The following is a 20,863-nucleotide window of genomic DNA, read 5'->3' as shown; positions in this document are numbered from 1 at the left end:
GCGGGCGCGGGGCCCGGCGGGCGGCGGGCGCCCCCCCCCCCGCCGACCGGTAGAGCGCGGTGCCGACGTCGCCCTCGGCCCCGGCCTGGATCGACTGCACGGCCAGCCGCTCCACCTCGGTGTCACGGGTGAGAACCGATGGCGGCGGCGCGTGACCCGGCTCGGCGCGGCCGGCGGCGAGCCGGACCCGGGCCACCGACACGTCCGCCATCGCCTGCCACCAGGCCGAACCGGGCGCGGCCTCGGCGAGCTGGCCGGCGAGCTTCATGGCCGGACCGGTGCCGTGCCGCCACAGCACCGGCAGCAGCATGACGCAGCGGGCCATCGCCAGCGTCTCGCTGCTCTGGATGTACTCCGCCGCCGTGGCGGCGTGCCTCGCGATCTCGATGGCCTCCGCCAGGCGGCCGGCGCGGGCCCTCTGGTGGGCCTGGGCGATGAGCAGGTACGGCATCGCGTAGCTGCCGCCGGACATCGTCGCGAGATCGACCCCCCGGGCGAGGTGGCGCGCGGCCTCGTCCGGCCGCTGCAGCCAGGTCTCGCCCCAGGAGAGCGGCGCGATGAGCTCCACGTGCGTTATCAGGGCGTTGTCCGACGCGCTGTCCATCAGCCATCCGGCCCGCCTGCTGTGCGCCCGCGCCGTGGTGAGGTCGCCGTCCTGCAGGCAGGCCAGGGCCAGCACGGCGTGCGTCGCGGCGCCGAGCGCCGGATCGGCCGATTCCGACAGGAGCCCGACGGCTTCGAGCGCGTGCTCGCGCGCCTCGCCCGGGTCCGCCCGCAACACCGCCACGGAGGCGCCCTCCAGCAGGAGCTGGGCGCGTACCCGCCGGTCATGCCCGGCCTGTCCGGTTCGCGCGCTCAACAGGGCCCGTGCCTCGTCCAGCCGGCCGAGCAGCCGCGAGATCACGGAGGAGAAGGCCACCGCCGCCGTGGCCACCTCGTGCGGCAAGTGGATGACCTCGTGCAGGATGCGCCGGCTCTCGGTCAGCTCGCCCATCACTCCGGTGCCCTTCGCCAGGCAGGTGAGCAGGTGGCCGCGATAGGGCACGAGGTCGTCGCGTTCCGGCAGCACCCGCAGAGCGTCGCGGAGCAGCCGCACCGCGCTCTCCGGCGCCGAGTCCAGGTAGGCGATGCCGGCGTCGCCCAGCGTCCGGGCGGCCTGCTCGTCACCGTGCTCGGCGTACCGCTCGGTGTGGTGGGCGAGCAACGCCAGCGATCCGTCGGTGCGGCGCAGATGGTCGGCGGCCCGGGCATGCGCCGCGACGCGCCAGCCTGGGCCACAGGTGTCGTAGGCGGCGCCGCGTACCAGCGGATGATGGAAGGCGAACCGCGCGCCCGTCAGCGTGCCGAGACCGTGCCGGCACAGCTCGTCCACGGCGGTGGCGGCGGTCGCGGCGTCGAGCTCCGCGACGTGGGCGATGACGACGAGCGAGGCCAGCTCCCCGGCGACCGCCGCCGCGTGGGCCGCCCGGCGGGCCGTCGGCGAGAGCCGGTCCAACTCCGCACGCAGCACCGCCAGCAGCGTCTGCTCCAGGGCGAGCGCCGCCCCGGGCCGGCCGTCGGCCAGTTCCGCCAGGGTGCTGTCGTCGGCGTCCAGCAACGCGCGCACGAACAACGGGTTGCCACCGCTGACCTGGTACATCAACCGCCGTCGGCGCGGGTCCGCGTCGGGCGGCATGAGCGAGGCGACCGCGTTCTCGTCGAGCGGGGCCAGGCTCAGCCGGGCGACGGCATCGCCTGCCACCGGTGGGATCATGCTCGACCGGCAGGCGACGGCCAGCAGGAATCCGCCGGCCGGCGGGCGGCGCTGGAGGAACTCGGTCAGTTCCAGCGACGGCCCGTCCGCCCAGTGCAGATCGTCGAGCGCCAGGACGACGCCCCGGTCGGTGGCCAGGTGGGTCAGGAGCTCTCGAATGCCTCGGTAGGTGTGATAGCGATCCAAGGTGTTGCTCCGCTCACCCGCCGACAGCAAGGTACGCAGCGCCGCCTCGGCGAGCTCACCGGGTCCGGTGCCGGCGGTGGGAGCGTCGTGCTCGTCGGACAGCCGGGTGAAGGCGTCCACGTACATGCCGAACGGGACGAGCCGCTCGAACTCGGTGGCGCTGCCGGCGAGCACGGTCCGCCCGGCCGCGTGCGCCCGCTCGATCAGCTGCCTGAGCAGCCGGGTCTTGCCCACCCCCGGCTCACCGTCGATGAGCACCAGCTGGCATTCACCGGCCGCCGCACCGGCGATGGCCTCCTCGATCCGGGCCATCTCATGGGCCCGCCCGACCAGCTCGGACCACGGCTGCCGGACAGATCCCCACGTGGCCGACCTGTCCTCGGTCATGGCATCCTCCGGTCCATCCGGCGATCACGCCAGGACCCGTCGCACGGTCAGTCAAGGGTGCGAGATGATGATCATATAGATTCAGGTCGCTGTCCAGGCGCCTGCTCGCATACCCGGCACGCGGAGAATTGCTTTGTCCGCCACGACGCCGGGTCGGCTCTGGTTCAGTGTGTTCAGTCGAGGATCGCCGTGGCTTCGATCTCGACCAGGTGGTCGGGGACGTCCAGTGCCGCAACGCCGATCAGCGTGGCGGGCGGGACCGGGGTGACCCCCAGCTTCGCGGCTGCCCGGGAGATGCCTTCCAGGAGCGGGGGCATCTTGTCGGGGGTCCAGTCGACGACGTAGAAGGTCAGTTTCGCCACATCGTCGAAGGAGCCGCCGACCTCGGCCAGGGCGGTGCCGATGTTGAGGTAACTCTGCTCGACCTGCGCGGCGAGGTCGCCCTCGCCGATCGTGACCCCCTCGGCGTCCCAGGCGACCTGTCCGGCGATGAAGATCAGCTTCGATCCGGATGCGATCGACACCTGCCGGTAGACATCGATCTCGGGCAGTCCGCTGGGGTTGACGAAGGTGATGGCCATGGTGTCTGTCTCCTCGCTCATGCTCTCTTGTGGTTACTCAGGAACAATAGGAGACTGGCTGCTGACGTGGAAGAACGCACTTTTTCGTGACTGGAGAACCTTATGGTGACCAAGCAGCTCACCGGCTCGCCCGAGGACGCGGACCTGGCGCGTGCGGGCTCCTTGGCGCGGGAGATCTTCTCGAACGTGGCCAACAAGTGGGCGTTCCTGATCGTCGAGGGTCTCGGTGACCGCACCCTGCGCTTCAGTGAGCTGCGGAGTGAGGTCGAGGGCATCAGCCACAAGATGCTCACCCAGAACCTGCGCATGCTGGAGCGTTACGGCCTGATCGAGCGCACCGTGTACGCCACCGTTCCGCCGCGGGTCGAATACACCCTCACCGAGCCGGGCCAGGCGCTGCGAGCGACGGTCGATGGGATGTGCGGCTGGACCCGCCGGTACTTCGGTCACATCGAGGCCGCCCGCCGTCGCTTCGACGCCTGACCGCCTCGGCCGTAGCGGGCGGCGTCCGAGTGTCAGGCTGTGGCCTGCGGGTGTCCGTGCGCCCATTCCTCGAAGGTCGTGAGCGGGATGCCGAAGGCCCGTGCGTACTCCGGGCGGGCGGGTTGGCCGACCACGTTGAGGAATTCGTGTGAAGTGACGCCCATCCCTGGCATTCCCGCGGCGACAGCCTCTTCCGTGGTCATGTCGGGCGCGGTCAGTTCGGTTCCCCATGCGCGGGAGAGGACCTTGGCGATGTCGGTCATCGCCAGGTAGTCGCCGGCCAATTGCAGTTCGACCTCGTGGAACCGCTCTGGTGCGGTGATGGCCGCGGCGGCCGCCGTACCGATGTCGTGGACCGCGACGAGGGAGAGCCGGGTATCGGGCTTCAGCACGGTCACCACGCCGCCCTCGAGGCCGCGGGGCAGGAGGTATCCCACGGACGGGAGGAAGTTCTCCATGAAGAAGCCCGGTTTGATGATCGACCAGTGCGTGAAGCCCGCCGCACGCACCCGGTCCTGGACGCCGGCCTTGGCGGCGTAGTAGGGCTCCATTGGTGCCCAGCGCCCTTCGGCCCAGCCGGGGGCCTCCGTGTGGTGCCCCGCACCGGAGACGGACGTGTGCACGAACTGCGGCACACCCGCGGCCCGCGCGCCTTCGATCAGGTTGACGGCCTGGGTCAGCTCGCCTTCGAAGTCGAAGGCGCCTTCCTTCATCGCCGGCATCTGCACCGAGAAGACGGCTCGGGCTCCTTCCGCGGCCCTGATCACGGAGTCGCGGTCGTGGAGGTCGCCGGTGACCAGCTCGACGCCGAGCGCTTGGAGCGCCCTGGCTCGGTCGGTCGCGGGGTCGCGGACCAGCGCCCGGACGGGAACGCCGGTCGCGAGCAGGGCGCGGGCGGTGGCGCCGCCCTGCTGTCCGGTGGCGCCGGTGACCAGAACGGGTGCGGGATCGGTGGGCATGAGGCCGCTCCTGACGTGAGGATCCATTAAACGGCGGGGGTCGCCGCTTATGTTCCGGTAAGATACGGCGGACCCCGCCACTTAGCAAATGTGAGGTGACGCCATGCCCGTCCAGCGTGCGGACGCCCGGCGCAATTACGTACGCCTGCTCGCCGTGGCCGAGGAGGCGATCGCCGAGCACGGTGCCGACGCGTCCCTGGAACAGATCGCCCGTACCGCGGGAGTCGGATCCGGCACCGTGCGCCGGCACTTTCCCAGCCGCCAAGCACTGCTGGAGGCGGTCTTCCGCGAACGGATCGAGACGCTGTGCGCCCACGCCCGCGACCTGACCGGCGGGACCGACAGCCGGGCGGCGCTGCTGGAGTGGCTGAGCGCCGTCACCGCGGACGTCGCGACCATCCGAGGGCTGGCCATCGCACTGACCCGAGAGGCCGGCCCCGACGCGGCGCACGAGCACTGCTGCACCGCGCAGCTCACCGAGGCGGGCGAGCCGCTGGTGCGTCGCGCCGCGCGCGACGGCGCGCTGGCGCCGGGCGTGACCATCGCCGACCTGCTCACCCTGATCACCGGCATCGCCCTGGCCACCGAACACCACCCGGACCCCGCCGCCGAGGCGGGCCGGCTACTCGGCCTGGCCGTAGCGGGAGTCAGCCCCCATCAGAAGTGAGCGACCGCTCGTGACCGGCAGGGATCCCGACGACGTCATGCACGTCCCGGCGATATCAAGCTGTACGCGGGCTCGCCCCGTTCGGCCTCGATCTGTGGTCACTTCCCGGTGATATCTCGGACCTGAGAGAGAAAACCGCGGATCAACTGGTCGTAACGGGCGCGATCCACGTTCCACGCCTCCGTGTGCTCCCCCTGATCGAACTTCTCGAACTGTATCTGCCACCCCAGCTTCGCGGCGGCGGCGACGAGGTCGAGCGGCTCCTGGATCGGATGGTCGGTGTCGGGAACGGTGTGAATCAGCAGCAGCGGCGGTCTGACCTTCGGCGGGTGGCGGATCAGGCTGAGCTGGTCCACGTCGACCCCGGTACGCCACTCGACGACCGCGTCCGACAGCCCCGCCACGAAGCCCGCCACGAAGCCCGGCACGTGGAAGTTCCTGGCCCCCTGCTCAGAAGTCATCCGCACGTCGATCATGGGCGCGTCCATGACGACGCGGTCGACCGTGTTCGCGAGCGGCGACCTGGCCAGGAGCTGCCCGATGATCTGCCCGCCCATCGAGGTGCCGTACAGCACGAACCTGCGTGCCCCCATGGTCTGCGCCTGGCGCAGGGCGGCCTCCAGGTCCCGCCATTCCGCGTCGCCGAGGTGGAGCAGCCCGTCGGGCGACGACGGCGCGCCCTCGTCGTTGCGGTAGCTGATGTCCAGGAAGGGCAGCCCGAGCTGGTGCACGACCGGGAGGATCTTCAGCTCCGCCTTGCGGCGCCCGTTCTGCCCGTGGACGGCGACGACCCAGGTGGCGCCCTTCCCGGGGACGTACCAGGCGGGGGCGGGCCCGAGCTCCGTGCGGACCATGATCTCGGAGTAGTCGATGCCCCAGGCGACCTTGGGATCGCCGGGGGGCACGTTGCCGAAGTACCCAGGGGTGCGCACGGAGGGCGTCGCCCCCCGAACGACCTGCCGCGTCACCCGCCCCGGCGCACGGGACACGACGTCGCCCAGCAGGGAATACGCCCCGCTCCATTCGAACCAGTACGTCCCCGGCTTGCCGGTCTCCGGTGTCTGCTCCAACGTCACCTGGCCGCCTTGTACGGCGAGCACTCGCGCATTGCTGGTCCCGTAGTGCACGACCTGGACCGCCTGATCGCTGCCCACCCAGGCCCCGACCCCCGTCGCGCCGACGAGCACCACCAGCACCCCGACGGCCACTGCTCCGATTCTCTTCACGTATACACCGTAAACGCTGGACGTATACGGTGTAAACTTCCCGGCTGTGGGGGAGATCCTCAGCTGGAGATCGGCTCCTTGGACAGCGCCGCACACACCTCCGTGGCCATGATCGCGCTGAGCTGGGTCGAGTAGGCGATCTTTCCCTGCGCGGGACGGCGCCAGTCGTCAGCGGCGAGCAGTGAGTCGTCCTGGAAGCCCGACTCCCAGAGGCGTGACGTGCCGGCCAGCAGGAATTCCCGGAGCTCCGGTTCGCCGCCGGCCCTGACCAGTTGCCCGGCGTAGCGGTAGAAGACGCCTTTGAACAGGCCCTCGTCGCCGCCTCCTCCTTCGCCGGTGAAGACTCCGTCGGTGGCGAGTTCGGCGATGGCCGCATGCGCCGTGCGGGAGGCCTTCGCCAGCTGGGTGTCGTCGCCGGCCTGGGCCAGTTCCACGCAGGCGCCGATGTAGAGGCCCTGGTTGTAGGTGAACCGCCATTGGCTGTCGATGGCGTGGTCGCCCAGACGGTTGACGCCGTCCTCGACGAACCCGTCCGTACGGACCAGGGTCTTCTCCAGCCACTCCATCGTGCGGGTCGCCGCGGTGAGAAAGCGCGGCTCACCGGTGCGCTCGTGGAGCCGCGCGGAAAGGATCACGAACGGACCGTTCGCCGGGGTGTTCTTGTAGGCGGGCTGCTGGACGCGCCATGCGATGCCGCCGCCTTCGTGATCGTTCCAGCCGTGCGTGTGCACGTGCTCCCAGATCCGTACGGCCTGTGCTGCCAAGGCGGCGTCTCCGGTGGCGTCCGCCAGGCGCAGGACCGCGAGGGCGAGCCACAGCATGTCGTCGAAGTAGTCGTTGAACAGCGATCCATGGTTGCGGCGGCGGATGTTCTCGTAGACCAGGCGGGCCTGCTCGATGCGGCTCTCCTCCCCGGTGCGCAGATAGGCGTCGATCCGCACGTCCAGGACGTGCGCCAGCCACCAGAAGTTGAAGGTCTCGTTGTCGCCCGGTTCACAGGGATGCCAGTTGTTGAGCAGTTGCTCACCCGGGGCGCCGAAATACCGTTCGAGGCTGTTCTGCAGAAGTTCGGCTCGACTGTCCCAGACGTGCTCGTCGCCCCAGGGGCGAGGCTCGGCGGTCATCGTTTCCTTCCTGTAGGCGATCGGCACCATCCATTCGAGATGGTGCCGATCGCGCGGATCAAGCGGACGGTGCGTATCGCAGGGTCAGCTCATCGAGGTTGAGCCAGTTGGTGCTCCCCTTGGAGCTGTCGAAGATCACCGAGATCGTGTTGGCGCCGGCCTGGAGCTGGACGTTCGTCAAGGTGACGGTGTTCCATGTCGCCCAGTTGCCCGTGCCGGGGAATGACAGGTTGTTCGTGGCCGACGCGGAGTTGACGTAGATGTAGCGGGAGGCGTTGCCGGCGGCCGCCGCGTACCGGAAGGTCAGGTCGTACGTCCCGGCACGGCTGACGTTCGCGGTCAGGTCGACCCACTGCCCGTTGGCGTTCCAGCCGGCGACGTAGCCGCTTCCGGTATATCCCCCGTTGGACGATTCGGTGCCCACGCTGTGCAGGGTGCCCGTCTCGGCCTGGAGCTGCCGGGAGATCTGGAGAGAGTCGAGGTTGAGGTAGTTGCCGTTCCCGGCGGAGGTGTCGATGGCGATGCTGATGGTGTTGTAGCCCTGGTTGAGGGTGACTCCGTTGAGCGTCGCGGTGTTCCACGTCGACCAGCCGGCGGTGCCGGGGAAGGACTGGTTGGCGGCGACCACGCTGCCGTTGACCACGACCTTGCGTCCGGCGTCGCCGGCTGCCGCGGCGTATCGGAGCCGCAGTTCGTGCGGGCCGGCCGACGGGACGTTGACGTTGAACGTCACCGACTGGGTGGCGGTCGACCAGCCCGCCAGATAGCCGCGCCCGGTGAAGCCGGAATTCGTGCTCTCCGCACCGACCTGTGTGGCGACCGCGTTCTCCGCCTGGTAGAGGCCGTTCTCCGGCTGCGGGCCGGTGTTCCCGTCGGGAGTGGTCACCTGCAGCGCGCTCGCGGCGGCGGCCGCCGTGAGGCTCTGGATGTAGCCGCTGCCGGTCGGCGCGGACCAGTCGGGCCCGACGAGGTTGTCGCTCGTCCGGCGGTGGTTCCACCCCTGGGTCGCGTTGCGCTGCAGGTACGGCAGGTATTGCGACTGGCCGTACCCGGTGACCAGGCGCGCGAGATTGCGGATCAGGACGGTCTTGAAGCCTCCGCCGTCGTTGGTGCCCTCATAGATGGGTGTGCCGCCGTTGGTGAGATAGGTCGTCGCCCAGGTGGCGGCGTCCGTGGCATCGGTCAGGTACGCGCTGGTCCCCGTCGCGGTGTTGAGCGCGGCGGCGGCCCCGATGTAGCTGCCGAAGTTGTAGCTGAAGTCCCACTTGACGACCGTGCCGGAACCGGACCCTTCGACGTGGTCGTAGACGTGCCCGGAAGACTGGAGTGTGCTCTTGACCCAGCTGAACAGGCTCTGGGCCCGGGAGAGGTACGTACTGTCGCCGGTGGCGGAGTAGATCCTGGCCGCGGCCGTCGCCGCCGTGGCGTTGGTGGCGACGTTCTTCTGGTTCTGCGTGCCGCGCTGCCACCAGATTCCCCCTCCGTAGGTGGAGTCCTGGTAGGCCCAGATGGAGTCGAGCAGGGTCCGCGCCGTGGTGAGGTAGGTGCTCGTTCCGGTGATCTCGTAGGCCCGGATGCTCGCCAGAGCCCACCATGCGAGGTCATCGTTGAAGTCGTTGCTGAAGGTCGGGTAGTAGGCGAGGAAACCGGTGTAGACGTCGTCGATCATCTGCCGGTAGGTGGAGCTGCCGGTTCGCTGGTAGGTGTCCATCACCAGTTCCCAGAGTTGGGCCTCCCACCAGAAGTCGGTGTACTTGCCCGATTCGGGGCCGTAAGCGTGCTCACTGTGGATCTGGTGATCGCTGTTGACGTAGAAGTACTTCTTGGCCGGGTCCCAGAACGCGTTGGTGAACGCGGTCATGGCGGCGTCGGCGTCGGCTGATGTCGCGGCGGCCGCGGGCTGCTGCGGCACGAGCCCGGCTAACGCCAGGAGTAAGGAGACGGCGGCGATACGCAGTTTCAAGATGCTCACCTCGAGGTAGGAGCGGTTAGCCGGCGGCGTTGTTGGTGGTCAGGACCTTGTCCCCCTGCTCCTGCGCCTTCGCCAGAGCCTGCTCGGCGGTGAGCTTGCCGCCGAGGAACAGCTGCAGGTTGGGAATCAGCGCGTCGTCCTCCATCGGCGCGTAGCCCGCGCACGCCGGCCGGGTCTTGGCGTACTTGAGCGTGTCGAGGATCGGCTTCCAGAACGGATCGTCCGTGAAGAAGGGGTCCTGCGTCGCCTGGATGTTGCCGGGGATGTTGAAGCTGGTCTTCGCCCACAGGAGCGCGTTGTCCTTCTCGGCCGTCCACCACTTGACGAACTCCCAGGCGGCCTCCTTCTGCTTGGCCGCCTGCGGGATGACCAGGCCGAAGCCGCCCATGACGCTGCCGGTCCCGCCGCTCGCGCCCGCAGGCGGCTGGACGATGCCGAAGTCGAGGTCCTTGCCGTACTTCTTGTAGGTGGTGATGTTCCACGGACCGGTGAGGATCATCGACACCTTGCCGGTGGCGAAGGCATCGGTACCCTCGCCGAGGCCCTCTTCGAAACCGGCCTGGTAGGCCCCGGCCTTGACAAGCCGGCCCCACAGGTTGAGGGTTTCGACCCCTTGAGGGGTGTTGAAGGTGGTGTGGGAGCAGTCGTCGCTGACCATCTGGCCGCCCGCCTGCCGCAGGTACATGCTGAACAGGCCGGCGTCACCGAGAGAGAGTCCCGCGCGCTCGAGCTTGCCGCCGCTCTCGTGCTTGGTCAGCTTGATCGCCGCCTGCTCGAGCTCCGCCCACGTCTTGGGCGGCTCCACCCCGGCCTCCTTGAGGTGCGCCTTGTTGTAGAACAGGGCGCGGGCGTCGACGGTGAGCGGCAGGCCGTACAGCTTGCCCTTGTTGGTCAGCTCGTTCAGCGCCTCGCCGTAGAAGCGCTCACGCTCGATGCCGTCCTTCTTGAGCAGGTCGTCTATGGGGTACAGGACTCCCTTCGGCGCGTAGCTCGCGGTCCGCCACCGGTCCCAGAACATGACGTCGGGAGCCTGGCCCGAGGTCGAGGCGGTGAGGAACTTGGTGAGCATGTCCTTCTGGATGACGTACTCGACCTGGATGTTCTTGTGTGTCTTGTTGAAGGCGTCGGTCATGGTGCGGAACTGCTTCTCGCCCTCACCGGACCAGTCGCCCCAGAACTTCAGCTTCACCACCCCGCCGGAGGCGGTGGAGCCAGAGGTGGACGAGGCGCAGCCGGTGAGAACCATCGCGAGAGCGGCCACGCTCGCGAAGACCAACCGCCTGGGGGGTGCGTGACGCATGGGCGGTCACTCCTTTTCTTGCTTGTCATCTGGATCCAGACCCGGTGAAGGCGATTCCCCGGGTGAGGTAGCGCTGCCCGAAGGCGAACAGGAGCAGGGTCGGCAGAAGCGCGACCACCGAACCGGCCATGAGTGGGCCGTAGTCGGTGCTCTTGTTGTAGGAGAAGGCGGCCAGCCCCATCTGCACGGTGCTCATGTCCGGGTCGTTGAGCACGATGAGCGGCCAGAGGAAGGAATTCCAGCCCGCCATGAAGGTGAACACCGCGAGCGTGGTCAGAGCCGGCTTGCACAGGGGCAGGTAGATGCTCCAGAAGATCCGGAACTCCCGGCAGCCGTCGACCCGGGCGGCCTCGCCCAGTTCCTTGGGCAGCGAGAGGAAGAACTGGCGCATCAGGAAGACGGCGAACGCGCCCACGGCACCCGGCAGGACAATCGCCCAGTAGGTGTTGAGCAGGCCCGATCCGCCCTGTCCGAAGAGGTCGTTCCCCCCGGTCAGCGGCATGCTGCGCACGATGAGGAAGGAGGGCACGAGCGTCACCACGGCCGGCACCATCATGGACGCGAGAAGCAGCCGGAACATCAGCACACCGCCGCGGAACCGCAGCCGCGCGAAGGCGTAACCGGCGAGCGAGCCGAGGAACAGGTTCGTCAGGACCCCGATGACCGCGAACGCCATCGAATTGGCGAAGTAGCGCGCGAAGGGCACCGAGGTGAAGGCGTACCAGTAGTGCTCGAAGGTGATGCGGCTGGGTAGCCACTTGACCGGAAGGGCGATGATCTCGTCGTCCGGTTTGAGGGACGTCGACAGCGACCACAGGAAGGGCAGCAGCATGAACAGGCCGAACAGCGTGAGCACGCCGTAGAAGGCCGACCTCTTCAGGTAGGTGATCATTCGACGGTCTCCTCCCGGTTGACCCGCAGATTGATCACCGTCACCGCGACGATGACCAGGAAGAGGCTGAAGGCCTGGGCCGACGCGTAGCCCATCTGCAGACGGTTGAACCCGGTCTCGTAGATCTGGTAGACGGGCGTGAGCGTGGCCTGTCCCGGCCCGCCCTTGGTCATCACGTACGCCTGGTCGAACAGCTGGAACGCGCCGATCAGCGAGAGCGTGGTCACGAAGAACGTCGTGGTCCGCAGCGAGGGCCACGTGATGTGCAGGAAGCTCCGCCAGCGTCCGGCCCCGTCGAGCGCCGCCGCCTCGTAGAGGTAGTCCGGCACGCCCTGCAGACCCGCCAGATAGATCAGCATGTTCGAGCCGACGCCCTGCCACAGGGTGACCAGGACGATCGAGATCATCGCGGTACCGGGATCGCCGAGCCACGCGGGCCCGTCGATACCGATCAGGCGCAGGGCCTCGTTGATCACCCCGTAGTGGCCGTTCAGCATCCACGCCCATACGGTCGCCGCGGCCACCGGAGAAGTGACCACCGGTATGAAGTAGATCGTCCGGAAGATGGTCATCCCTGGAAGCCTGCTGTTGAGCGCGAGAGCCAGCAGCAGGGAGAGCACGATCATCAGGGGAACGAACATCAGGCAGTAGCCGACGATGTTCTTCAGCGAGGTGATGAAGGTGTCGTCATCGAAGAGCCGCGTGTAGTTCCCGAGACCGGCCCAGGAGGGCGGGGTGAGAATGTCGTAGTCGGTGAAGCTGAGCGCGAGCGCACCGAGCACCGGCAGCGCATTGAAGATCACGAACAGCACCATCGCCGGCGCCACGAAGAGCTTTCCCGCCCGTGCCTGATCCCGGTCGAGCCGGGGCGCGGCCGACGCCGTCACGACAGCGCGACTTTCATGACGAGTTCGGCGAAGAGGCTGTTGGCCCAGCCGAACCAGGGGCGGGTGAACCGGCTCGGGTCGTCGGGGTCGAAGCTCTCGTGCATGTACCCGGTGCCGGCGGTGGTGTCCGCGAGCGTGGCGAGCACGTCCCATTGTTCGGCGGTGTCCGTCGCGGTCAGTCCTTGCATGATCAGTGACATCGGCCAGACCTGTCCGGGGGGAGTGTGCGGGCTGCCCACTCCGCTGGCTCGCCGCCCGACGGCGTAGTGCGGATTGTCAGGGCTGAGGACGAACGCCCGGGTGTTCCGGTAGACCGGATCAGTGGCCGGGCGATAGCCCAGGTACGGGATCGACAGCAGACTCGGAACGTTGGCGTCGTCCATCAGGTTGTGGTGGCCAAGGCCGTCGGTCTCGTAGGCGTAGATGGTCCCGTGCACGGGGTGTTCCAGCCGGGCGTGGGCCTGGATGCCCCGGTCGATCTCCGCGCGCAGGCTCGCCGCCTGTTCCGCCAGCGCCGCGTCGCCGTAGATGTGCTCGGCGAACTCCTCGACATGGCCGAGGACGACGACGGCGAACATGTTGGCCGGAATCAGGTAGCCGTAGGCGCACGCGTCGTCGCTCGGCCGGAAACCCGACCAGACCATCCCTGTGTATCGGCTCGGCGTACCGCGCCCCTCGAAAGGCAGGGTGTCACTCGCCGCCTCGGCGTCGGGGCGTACGAAGGAGTAGGGCGAGGCCTCGTGCCGCTGCTCGGCGCGCATCGTGGCGACCGCGATCCGGAGCGCCTGGTGCACGGTGTCGTCGAAGACGGACCGGTCCGCGGTGGCGTCCCAGTACCGCTTGCACAGCCTGATCGGGTAGCACAGAGAGTCGAGCTCCCATTTGCGCTCCCAGACCCATGGGCTCATCGCGGTGAGATCCCCTTGGTGCCCGTTGCCGTTGGGGCCCTCGTTGAAAGCGTTGGCGTACGGATCGATCCCGATGTACATCGCCTGGCGGCGGATCACCCCGCGGATCATGGTTCGCACGCTCTCGTCGTCGGCGGCGAACCGGATGTACGGCTCGACCTGGGCCGCGGAGTCACGTAACCACATCGCCGGAATGTCACCCGTGATCACGAACGTGGTTCCGTCCGGGAGTGTGCTCACCGTAGAGTCCATCGTGTTGAGCAGGCACTGCCGGAACATCCGGGCCACATCGGGAGCTCCGCTCGCGAGGTCGTCCTCGACCCGGGTCGCCGCCCGGTGCAGGGCTGGTGACGTCAACCTGGAGGGCACGGCCACGTTGATCTCCGTTGGCTCGACTTGATATGAGATGTCATGTGGCCGAAACGTTAGGTAACGGACTTGGTATAAGTCAATATGTCGCAGGCATCGAATCGGCCAGAGGTGCTGGTATACATGTAATATCAAGCTGCATACCAACTTGTGAGGCGAGGAGAGGACGTGACCGTGGACGCTCCGCTGCTGTACGAGCGGATCTGCAACTACCTCTTAGAGGAGATCAAGCGAGGGGCCTTGGCTCCGGGTGCGCGCGTCCCATCCGAGATGGAGCTGGCCGAGCGGTTCGACGTGAGTCGCATCACCTCCAAACGTGCGCTGGAGGTGCTCCGCCAGGCCGGCGTCATCGACCGGATCCGCGGCAAGGGCTCCTTCGTGGCACGCGAGATTCCCGATCTCGACCAGGTCGGCACCGCTTCCCCCGCCTCGCCCCGCGCCCATGTCCCGGAACGCTCCCCGGGCGCGATCGGGCTGGTCATACCGGATCTCTCTGACGTCTACGGGCTCGAGCTCTTCTACGGGATCGAGGAGCAGTGCGCCCACCACGGCATCAACCTCGTGATCAGGCGCACCCGCGGCCGCCAGGGCGATGAGGAGAAGGCCATCGAGTCCCTGGTGGAGTCGGGTCTGGTGGAAGGTCTGGTGGTGTTCCCCGTCCACGGCGAGTACTACAACGCCAGCCTCCTGCGGATGATCCTGGACGGCTATCCCGTAGTGCTCGTCGACCGCTACCTGTCCGGCATCCCCGGCTGTGCGGTGCACACCGACAACGTGGCCGCCGCGAAGGCGCTGACCGAGCGGCTCATCGATCTCGGGCACCAGCACATCGCCTTCGTGTCACCCCCGCCGGAGAACACCTCCAGCATCGAGGCCCGGCTCGAAGGCTTCCGCGCCGCCTTCGCCGACCGTGGCCTGGCACCCGTCGGCCACCACCTGCTGACCGACATGCGCAGCACTCTTCCCGGCGCCTTCACCCCTGAGGGGGTCCTGGCCGACGTCGAGCGGGCCGTGACGTTCCTGCGCGAGCAGCCGGAGATCACAGCGTTTGTCGCCTGCGAGTACAACCTCGCGCGGGTGCTGGCGCGAGCCGCGGCCACCCTGGGCCGCTCTGACAGGTACCTGATCGCCTGCTTCGACTCACCCGTGGATCCGGTCACGGGACCGGCGTTCCTCCACGTCCGCCAGGACCAGCGCGAGATGGGGAAACGAGGTGTCGAGCTCCTCCTCGCGCAGGTACGGGGCGAGCCGGTGCCGAAGCAGTCCACCATTCCGTTCTCGCTCGTCGACGCCGGCCTCGAAACCCGATGACGCCTTGGAGGTCGCTTCCGGATCATCGGCTCACGACAGGCCCGACGATCATCGCTACCCTTCGACAATGTCATTCCATTACCGATCGCCTGGCGTGGTAGCGCTCGCGACAGCTGCCCTGCTCACCACGCCCTCGATCGCGCACGCGCAAGAAGCGCCCACGGCCGCGGCGGATCGAGTCTTACGGGTCTACGACAACAACATCGAGAACCTGGTGCGAAACAACGCCGACGGCACCTGCACCCGCATCTCAGGCCCGGACCACCTCACCTCGATGCTCGTCGACGACAACGGCAAGACGGGCACCTCTGACGTGAAGGCTCCCGATCTCCTGATCGTGCAACAGGTGCGTGGCACCGGACAGGCCACGGCATACGCCGACCAGCTCGGGGCCAAGTTCGGCTATCCGGCCGGCACCTACAAGGCGCTCGTGGCCTGGGACGACCCCGAGGAATGGGGCAGCTCGCACAAGTGCAGTCAGCAGGCGCTCGGCGACCTGAAGAAGAGGCAGACCAACGGGATCATCTACAACACCAGAACGCTGAGCCTCGCGGCAGGTGACGTCTCCAAGTACTGGAGCGCGGGCTGGTTGAAGCCTGGAACACCGTACGACGGCGGGGCCGGGTGCACTCTGTACAAGCCCCCGGACAACGACGACGGCACCACCAACGCCTACAAATGGAAGCGCACCAGCGCTCTCGCGGCGAGGTTCACGATCAAGGAAACGGGGACGACCGTCTTCGCCTCGACCATGCACCTCCCGGAACAGAACGGAGCGAACGCCTGCGCGGGCGCGGGCGACACGGGCATCGCCAATTCCGGCATCCACGTCGGCGCGGACGCCACCACCCTGATGAACGCGTCAACGATCCGGGTGATCGGCATCGACGCGAACCGCGCGAACATCGCCTCCACCACACTCGGCGGTTTCGGCATGACCGGCTATGGAGCGAAGGCGACCAGCGGGTCCAGGAAGATCGACTACCTCTTCGTCAAGGGCACCGTGCGGTCGTCGAGCATTGATCACACGGTCGGCGGTACGAAGTCGAACCATCTCGCGCTGTACGGGTTCATCGAGTTCTGAACCCCGTCCAGGTGAGGTGAAGCACAGCGCACGAGCTCCCCACACCGGTCGCCTGACGGTAGCCGCCGAGGATGGCCGGGACGCCGGGGTGGGGGCACCTCGGCCGGCAGCAGACGTCGTACCTGTAGCGACACCACCGCTACCCGCCGTCGGACCGGGACATCCGTGACCGTCCGGCTGCTGTCCATGTCTACCAGACGATCTACGACTAAGGATGGAGCCAGAGCGATGGCCATGACCACCTTCAGAGACGAGCGCGCGGCCGATTCGCGCTCAGCCACCGAGCGCATCTCGGCGTGCGGATTCATCCGCCCGTGCGTCGGCGGAGCAGTGACTCGTCACCTCGTGTCGTTCGTCAAGCTCGCTCTGATCGGCGGCTGACATGGGTGTCATCGAGGAATACCCCGGCTATTGCGCCGAGGTCCTGGAGGACGTACAGCCGCCCGAGCGTGAGCTGTTCGCGCGGTTCGACACTGGTTACCGGCCAGGTGGGGACGTGGTTGAGCGGCGCTCGTTCGGGCGCTGGGCACAGTTGCGGCTCAGTCTGGGCCCTGAGGGCGGCCACGTTTACGACGACCGGGTGTTGCAGATCGTGCTGGAAGCGGCCGAAGCCGACACGCCCTGGACTGTTGAGGACGTCACGTTCCTGTGGAAGGCCGCTGATGGGTTGGTGAGTTACGAGCACAGCAACTACGCGGAGCTTTACCGGATCCCACTGGCGGCCATTCAGCGCCTTGACCATCGTGACCGCCGCCAGGTGTTGCACTGGGTACCGGAGCAGCTCGAAGATCGTTACCCGAAGGCGTGGGATGCGCTGCACGACCAGATCGAGCGAGTGCTGACCGAACCGCCCGAGCACGGCCCGGCCGGTGTCGTGCGCGCGCTGACCTGGGACTTCGATCTTTTCGCCCATGTCATGGCCGAGGAATACGGCACCCGACTGGCCTCTCCCACCGTCTTGCCGCTGCTGAAGCACTGGACGCTGAAAGGCTGGAGGACGACCAGAACCTTCAAGTCCAGCGTCAAGTGGCTCACCCAAGCACGGTCGCTGCTCACGGACGACGCCGTCGAGATGATCCGCGAGATCCTCGGTCGGGTGGCGGCGCATCAGGAACAGACGGTGGAAAGTTCCGGCGCCAATGGCTACGTATGGACGAGCAAGATCTTCTTGGACACTCACACCGAGGTGCTGGTACGCGGCGTGGTGTGGACGTGCGAGCTGATCGACCAGCCGTGGGTGCCAGGGCTGCTGGGCGACGTCGCGGTGACGTGCGGCGCCGCGCTCTACCCGGGCCACGGCAAAGGCCCCTACCTCCGTAGCGAGCTGCTGGCCAACGCCGCCGTCCATGTCCTGTCCAAGCGCGACGGCCTCGACACCATGGCCGCCCTGGCCAGGGTACGGAACGAGGTGCGCAAAAAAGCTGTGCTGATCAAGGTGACGCGCGCACTGGACGAGGTGGCCGCCCGAACGGGGCTTACCCCTGAGCAAATGCTCGACCACTGATACTGAGCCATTCCGAGCAATGGGCTCACTGCCGGGAGTCATCGCCCTGTTGGGCCGGGCCGACGCCGAGCGTCGTAAGCCGTGCGGTGGTCAAGACCACGATCCACCGGCTGCTGTCGCGCCGTGACATCCGCTGCGTGAGCGGGCGCTGTGGCGGATGCTCTATGAAACGGCAGCCAGAGCGACTGAGATCCTGGCGCTGAACGTCAAGGACCTCGACTTGGAGCACTCGGCGCGACCGGGTGACGGCGCGGGGCCTGGCGATGCTGACAGGCGCGACCGCGCTCGACACCTGAAGAGCGCCCGCTGATAGCACGGCCTCGACGATGACAGAGGGTCATCGGCGGCGCTCGTTGAAAAGTGGCTGAGCTACCTGGATAAACTTTAGGAAAGTCAGAACCCACTACCTCCGAACTCCGCCGACACGCGGTTGACGATTTCCGCGTTCCTCGGCAGGTACGCGGCGTAGAAGTCCTTGCCGCACTCCAGGTCGTCGAGAGCTGCCCTGACCTCCTTGGCCAGATATTGCTTGGCAGTGGCCGCCGGGAGATGCGGCTCGTAGTACTGCCCTTCGGGCAGGTCCTTTTCGGGGATGTCGTCGTTCAGGGCGATCTGCCGCTTCTGCGCCTCAAATTCGTTCGAGCCCCGTCCGTTCAAGTCCGACGGCCTGAGGGAGTCGACTCGATAACCCTTGCCCTTGAGGCAGTCGCCCGTGGCCGAAGCCAGCGTGATCAGCTTCGGGTCGCCGTTGAGCTCGCGCTCCACGACCTGCTGGATCAGCTTGTTCTCCTGCTCTGCCCGGTCCGCATCGGACGTGATGACCTTGCCGGTGACCTGCTTGACCGACTGTGAGCGGCAGGCGGTCAGCGCCTTGGCGTAGGCGGCTTGCTGGGCCTCGGACAACTGGTTCTTGATGACGAAGTTGGGGCTGTCCGCCTCCTTCCACAGGGCCTTGCGGTTCGCCGGGGGAACGAAGATGCCGAAGCCCGTCTCAGAGCGGTCCTTCTTCATCTCCTCGTAGTCGCCGGTCCAGGCCTTACGCTGCTCCTCGGGGGTCCCGATCTTGGGGACCCATGGAACGTACCTGAACCCCTTGCCCTTCATACAGTTCGCGATGGCCGCTTGGATGAGGTGCGGTTTGCCAGGCCCGCTGCTGCTGGCAGCAGGTAGCGCCTGCGATGTCGAAGAGGCACAGCCTGCCGCCGTTATCAGGCAGAATGCGGCAACGGCGAGACGCCGTCTCGTAAGCATGGCAGCAGACCATACTCTGTTCAACGTATTATGGTCAATCTGGGTTCTTGCCGTCGCGGGCGAGATGGCAAGGACCGAACCCCACGACTGGTTCCCGCAGGTCTGCCGCGTTCGACGGCCCACCCTCCGGGCTCGACCGCACCGCTTGTTGGGTGCGGCCACCGTGGGATCGGGCAACATCGGCACCGATCTACGGCAGGGAGCCGAGCGCAGCCACGGTGACACATCCACCGCCAGCACGATCCGCCCGTCCGGCCGGCGCGCCAGCCAGCCCCTGCCGCAGTTGTTCCACGTCGATCCGGCTGTGGTTGAGCCCGCCGTGCAAGGCGCCGTGCCCGCGCTGGTACTCCTGGCGACAAGGTCAGATCCACCGGCGAGTGCACCGGCCCCGGCTCGCGCGTGAGGGCAGACGTAGACGTCGCCATCGTGGACTCGACGCAGGGGGCATCGTTCAGCAGACTCGCCCTTACGGCCTTGTAGTGATCGGCAGCGGCTCAGCTTCAAGGCCGCCTCGTTGTCTGCAGAACGATTCCGAAGCCGGTCGGTTACCTATCTTGTGTGGATGGACATGTCGGATGCTGAGGTCGTGGTGGTGGCACGGCAGTTGATGGCCCAGGGGGAAAGCATCGACGTCGTGCTGGCAATGCTGAGACAAGCCGGCTCCAGCCCTGTTACGCGAATCGCCTGGCTGCGAGCAATTACTGGCCTCGGATTGCTTGATGCACAAAATATTGTGTTCAGCGATTGTTCCCTCGTCCACATTGGTCAGCGGGAGATTGATTTGATCCGTAGCTTCCCACGCCTGACGGGCGAGTACGCGTCGGCGATCCGAATGCTGTATGTCGCTTGCCTCATCAGTAACGAGCCATGGCTGACAGCGGTCCCCTATCGTGCCGCACCCCATGTCAATCACGACGAGTCGGATGTGTACTACTGGCGGCACGAGGAGCCAGGACTGGTGGACGCCCCCGGATTCGGTTTCCTGTCCGGCACCGGTTTCGACGCGTTCCGTGCTGAGATGCGAGCCGTCGCTGACGAGCCGCCCAGATGGGCCGTGGTAACTGATACTCCTCATGTGTTCACCTGCCGGTTCGCCTTTACCCGGCCGCCGGAGTGAGTCGGGCGCCGGCTGTAGCCGCAGATCGGTACGTGTCGGCCACGCCTTGGCCATGCCAGACGGTGGTCGCCTGAGCGACAGTCGGGAGCATCGATGTGGCAATGGTCGGTGCGGTTCGCGCAGATCGGACGGCCGATAGGCGGCCGATTTCATGCAGGGTATGGCGTGATTTGAGGGGTGTGCGGCGTTGTTGCCATGTCTCGCCTACAGCAGACTCGTGGATATGCGGCCCCGCGCTCGTCATGGCCGCAGTTGTCGCCTGGTTCTTCTTCCTGCTGAGAAAGGTCGGCTCGTCATGTCTGGATTCGAGATTCGTTTTCCCACTACCGACGTTGCGCTCAGCGCACGGGAGCTCGTCGAGCGGATGGAAGCACCGTATCTGATCAACCACAGTATCCGTGCTTATCTGTTCGGCAGTGTTCTGGCCCAGCAGGAGGGATTGGCACCCGGCGACGACTACGACGACGAACTCCTGTTCCTGGGAAGTGTCCTGCACGATGTCGGATTGACCGACGAAGGCAACGGGAACCAGCGTTTCGAGGTCGACGGCGCCGATCTCGCCGTTCGTTTTCTGCGCGAGCAGAGTGTCAGCGAAGAGCGGACGCAGGTGGTGTGGGACGCGATCGCGCTGCACACCTCGGCTGGAATCGCCAACCGCAAGCAGCCGGAGGTGGCATTCGCCCAGCGGGGCACCCATGTGGATGTGACCGGTACGGGAGCCCACCGCTTGCCCTCAGGGTTCGCCGACGAGGTGCACGCCCAATTCCCCCGCCTCAAGGACTCCGTTGCCCAATTCGGTGGGTCATGCGGTGAGTGTCAGGTCGAGGCGCGCGAAGTGTGAGACTCGGGTCGCGCCGAGGGGTGTCTGGGTGAGCCAGGCGTCCAGGCGGATGAGGTTGATC

The 20,863-nt window shown here is 67.1% G+C and carries 19 protein-coding genes; 8 read left to right on the top strand and 11 right to left on the bottom strand.

The genetic code is table 11. The features are described from left to right. Together KME78_RS62585 and KME78_RS62580 are read right to left on the bottom strand one after the other, a co-directional pair. On the bottom strand, positions 1 to 2,326 hold a 2,326-nt coding region (locus tag KME78_RS62585; RefSeq protein WP_219539756.1), incomplete at its 3' end, for an ATP-binding protein. 173 nt (positions 2,327 to 2,499) lie between these two features. Beyond that, a complete protein-coding gene (locus KME78_RS62580) occupies positions 2,500 to 2,928 on the bottom strand; it encodes a RidA family protein (RefSeq protein ID WP_443687893.1) in 429 nt (142 codons plus the stop codon). A gap of 81 nt (positions 2,929 to 3,009) precedes the next feature. Between KME78_RS62580 and KME78_RS62575 the strand changes: the two genes are divergently transcribed. Beyond that, positions 3,010 to 3,390, top strand: coding sequence for a winged helix-turn-helix transcriptional regulator (locus KME78_RS62575; RefSeq protein ID WP_219539754.1), 381 nt, complete (start codon positions 3,010 to 3,012; stop codon positions 3,388 to 3,390). 32 nt (positions 3,391 to 3,422) lie between these two features. Here the strand turns inward: KME78_RS62575 and KME78_RS62570 are convergent, their stop codons facing one another. Further along, positions 3,423 to 4,349, bottom strand: a complete 927-nt coding sequence (locus tag KME78_RS62570; RefSeq protein ID WP_219539753.1) for an NmrA family NAD(P)-binding protein — start codon at positions 4,347 to 4,349, stop codon at positions 3,423 to 3,425. A 103-nt stretch (positions 4,350 to 4,452) separates the two neighbouring features. On the opposite strand from KME78_RS62570, the gene KME78_RS62565 reads away from it, so the two are divergent. Next, on the top strand, positions 4,453 to 5,016 hold the full coding sequence (locus tag KME78_RS62565) for a TetR/AcrR family transcriptional regulator (protein ID WP_219539751.1): 564 nt from the start codon (positions 4,453 to 4,455) through the stop codon (positions 5,014 to 5,016). A gap of 98 nt (positions 5,017 to 5,114) precedes the next feature. Here the strand turns inward: KME78_RS62565 and KME78_RS65815 are convergent, their stop codons facing one another. The 7 genes from KME78_RS65815 to KME78_RS62530 are packed head-to-tail and all read right to left on the bottom strand — an operon-like array spanning position 5,115 to position 13,700. Next, entirely contained in the window at positions 5,115 to 6,242 is a 1,128-nt protein-coding gene (locus KME78_RS65815; RefSeq protein WP_219539750.1) for an alpha/beta hydrolase family protein, read from the bottom strand. Positions 6,243 to 6,301: 59 nt separating this feature from the next. Further along, on the bottom strand, positions 6,302 to 7,366 hold the full coding sequence (locus KME78_RS62555) for a glycoside hydrolase family 76 protein (RefSeq protein WP_219539749.1): 1,065 nt from the start codon (positions 7,364 to 7,366) through the stop codon (positions 6,302 to 6,304). A 58-nt stretch (positions 7,367 to 7,424) separates the two neighbouring features. After that, positions 7,425 to 9,329 (bottom strand): glycoside hydrolase family 76 protein, encoded by a 1,905-nt coding sequence (locus KME78_RS62550; protein ID WP_219539748.1) that lies wholly within the window; start codon positions 9,327 to 9,329, stop codon positions 7,425 to 7,427. Positions 9,330 to 9,354: 25 nt separating this feature from the next. Continuing rightward, on the bottom strand, positions 9,355 to 10,638 hold the full coding sequence (locus KME78_RS62545; RefSeq protein ID WP_219539747.1) for an ABC transporter substrate-binding protein: 1,284 nt from the start codon (positions 10,636 to 10,638) through the stop codon (positions 9,355 to 9,357). 25 nt (positions 10,639 to 10,663) lie between these two features. Then, the gene (locus tag KME78_RS62540; RefSeq protein WP_219539746.1) at positions 10,664 to 11,530 is read right to left on the bottom strand and encodes a carbohydrate ABC transporter permease; all 867 of its coding nucleotides are present in this window, start codon (positions 11,528 to 11,530) and stop codon (positions 10,664 to 10,666) included. Continuing rightward, entirely contained in the window at positions 11,527 to 12,417 is an 891-nt protein-coding gene (locus tag KME78_RS65810; protein ID WP_219539745.1) for a carbohydrate ABC transporter permease, read from the bottom strand. Before KME78_RS65810 ends, KME78_RS62540 begins: the two co-directional genes overlap by 4 nt. Further along, positions 12,414 to 13,700: a glycoside hydrolase family 125 protein gene (locus tag KME78_RS62530; protein ID WP_219539744.1), complete on the bottom strand. Its 1,287-nt coding sequence runs from the start codon at positions 13,698 to 13,700 to the stop codon at positions 12,414 to 12,416. Before KME78_RS62530 ends, KME78_RS65810 begins: the two co-directional genes overlap by 4 nt. A 162-nt stretch (positions 13,701 to 13,862) precedes the next feature. Here KME78_RS62530 and KME78_RS62525 point away from each other — a divergent pair, with 162 nt between their 5' ends. The 4 genes from KME78_RS62525 to KME78_RS62510 all read left to right on the top strand — a co-directional run bounded on the left by KME78_RS62525 (position 13,863) and on the right by KME78_RS62510 (position 17,593). Then, entirely contained in the window at positions 13,863 to 15,005 is a 1,143-nt protein-coding gene (locus KME78_RS62525) for a GntR family transcriptional regulator (RefSeq protein WP_219539743.1), read from the top strand. Positions 15,006 to 15,072: 67 nt separating this feature from the next. Beyond that, a complete protein-coding gene (locus tag KME78_RS62520; protein WP_219539742.1) occupies positions 15,073 to 16,089 on the top strand; it encodes a hypothetical protein in 1,017 nt (338 codons plus the stop codon). Between the two features lie 228 nt (positions 16,090 to 16,317). Beyond that, complete coding sequence (locus KME78_RS62515) at positions 16,318 to 16,470, top strand: hypothetical protein (protein WP_219539741.1); 153 nt, start codon at positions 16,318 to 16,320, stop codon at positions 16,468 to 16,470. Between the two features lie 115 nt (positions 16,471 to 16,585). Further along, entirely contained in the window at positions 16,586 to 17,593 is a 1,008-nt protein-coding gene (locus KME78_RS62510; protein WP_219539740.1) for a hypothetical protein, read from the top strand. A 393-nt stretch (positions 17,594 to 17,986) separates the two neighbouring features. Here the strand turns inward: KME78_RS62510 and KME78_RS62505 are convergent, their stop codons facing one another. Next, positions 17,987 to 18,697 carry a hypothetical protein gene (locus tag KME78_RS62505; RefSeq protein ID WP_219539739.1) on the bottom strand — a complete coding sequence of 237 codons (711 nt, stop codon included), beginning with the start codon at positions 18,695 to 18,697 and terminating at the stop codon, positions 17,987 to 17,989. Positions 18,698 to 19,406: 709 nt separating this feature from the next. On the opposite strand from KME78_RS62505, the gene KME78_RS62500 reads away from it, so the two are divergent. Both KME78_RS62500 and KME78_RS62495 read left to right on the top strand, forming a co-directional pair. Continuing rightward, entirely contained in the window at positions 19,407 to 19,961 is a 555-nt protein-coding gene (locus tag KME78_RS62500) for a hypothetical protein (protein ID WP_219539738.1), read from the top strand. Between the two features lie 295 nt (positions 19,962 to 20,256). Next, on the top strand, positions 20,257 to 20,802 hold the full coding sequence (locus KME78_RS62495) for an HD domain-containing protein (protein ID WP_219539737.1): 546 nt from the start codon (positions 20,257 to 20,259) through the stop codon (positions 20,800 to 20,802). Positions 20,803 to 20,863: the final 61 nt, after the last annotated feature.

The organism is Nonomuraea guangzhouensis (genome assembly GCF_019396345.1).
GTDB classification, from domain to species: domain Bacteria; phylum Actinomycetota; class Actinomycetes; order Streptosporangiales; family Streptosporangiaceae; genus Nonomuraea; species Nonomuraea guangzhouensis.
The sequence above is the reverse complement of the archived record's forward strand: the minus strand, read 5'-3'. Positions and strand labels throughout refer to the sequence as shown.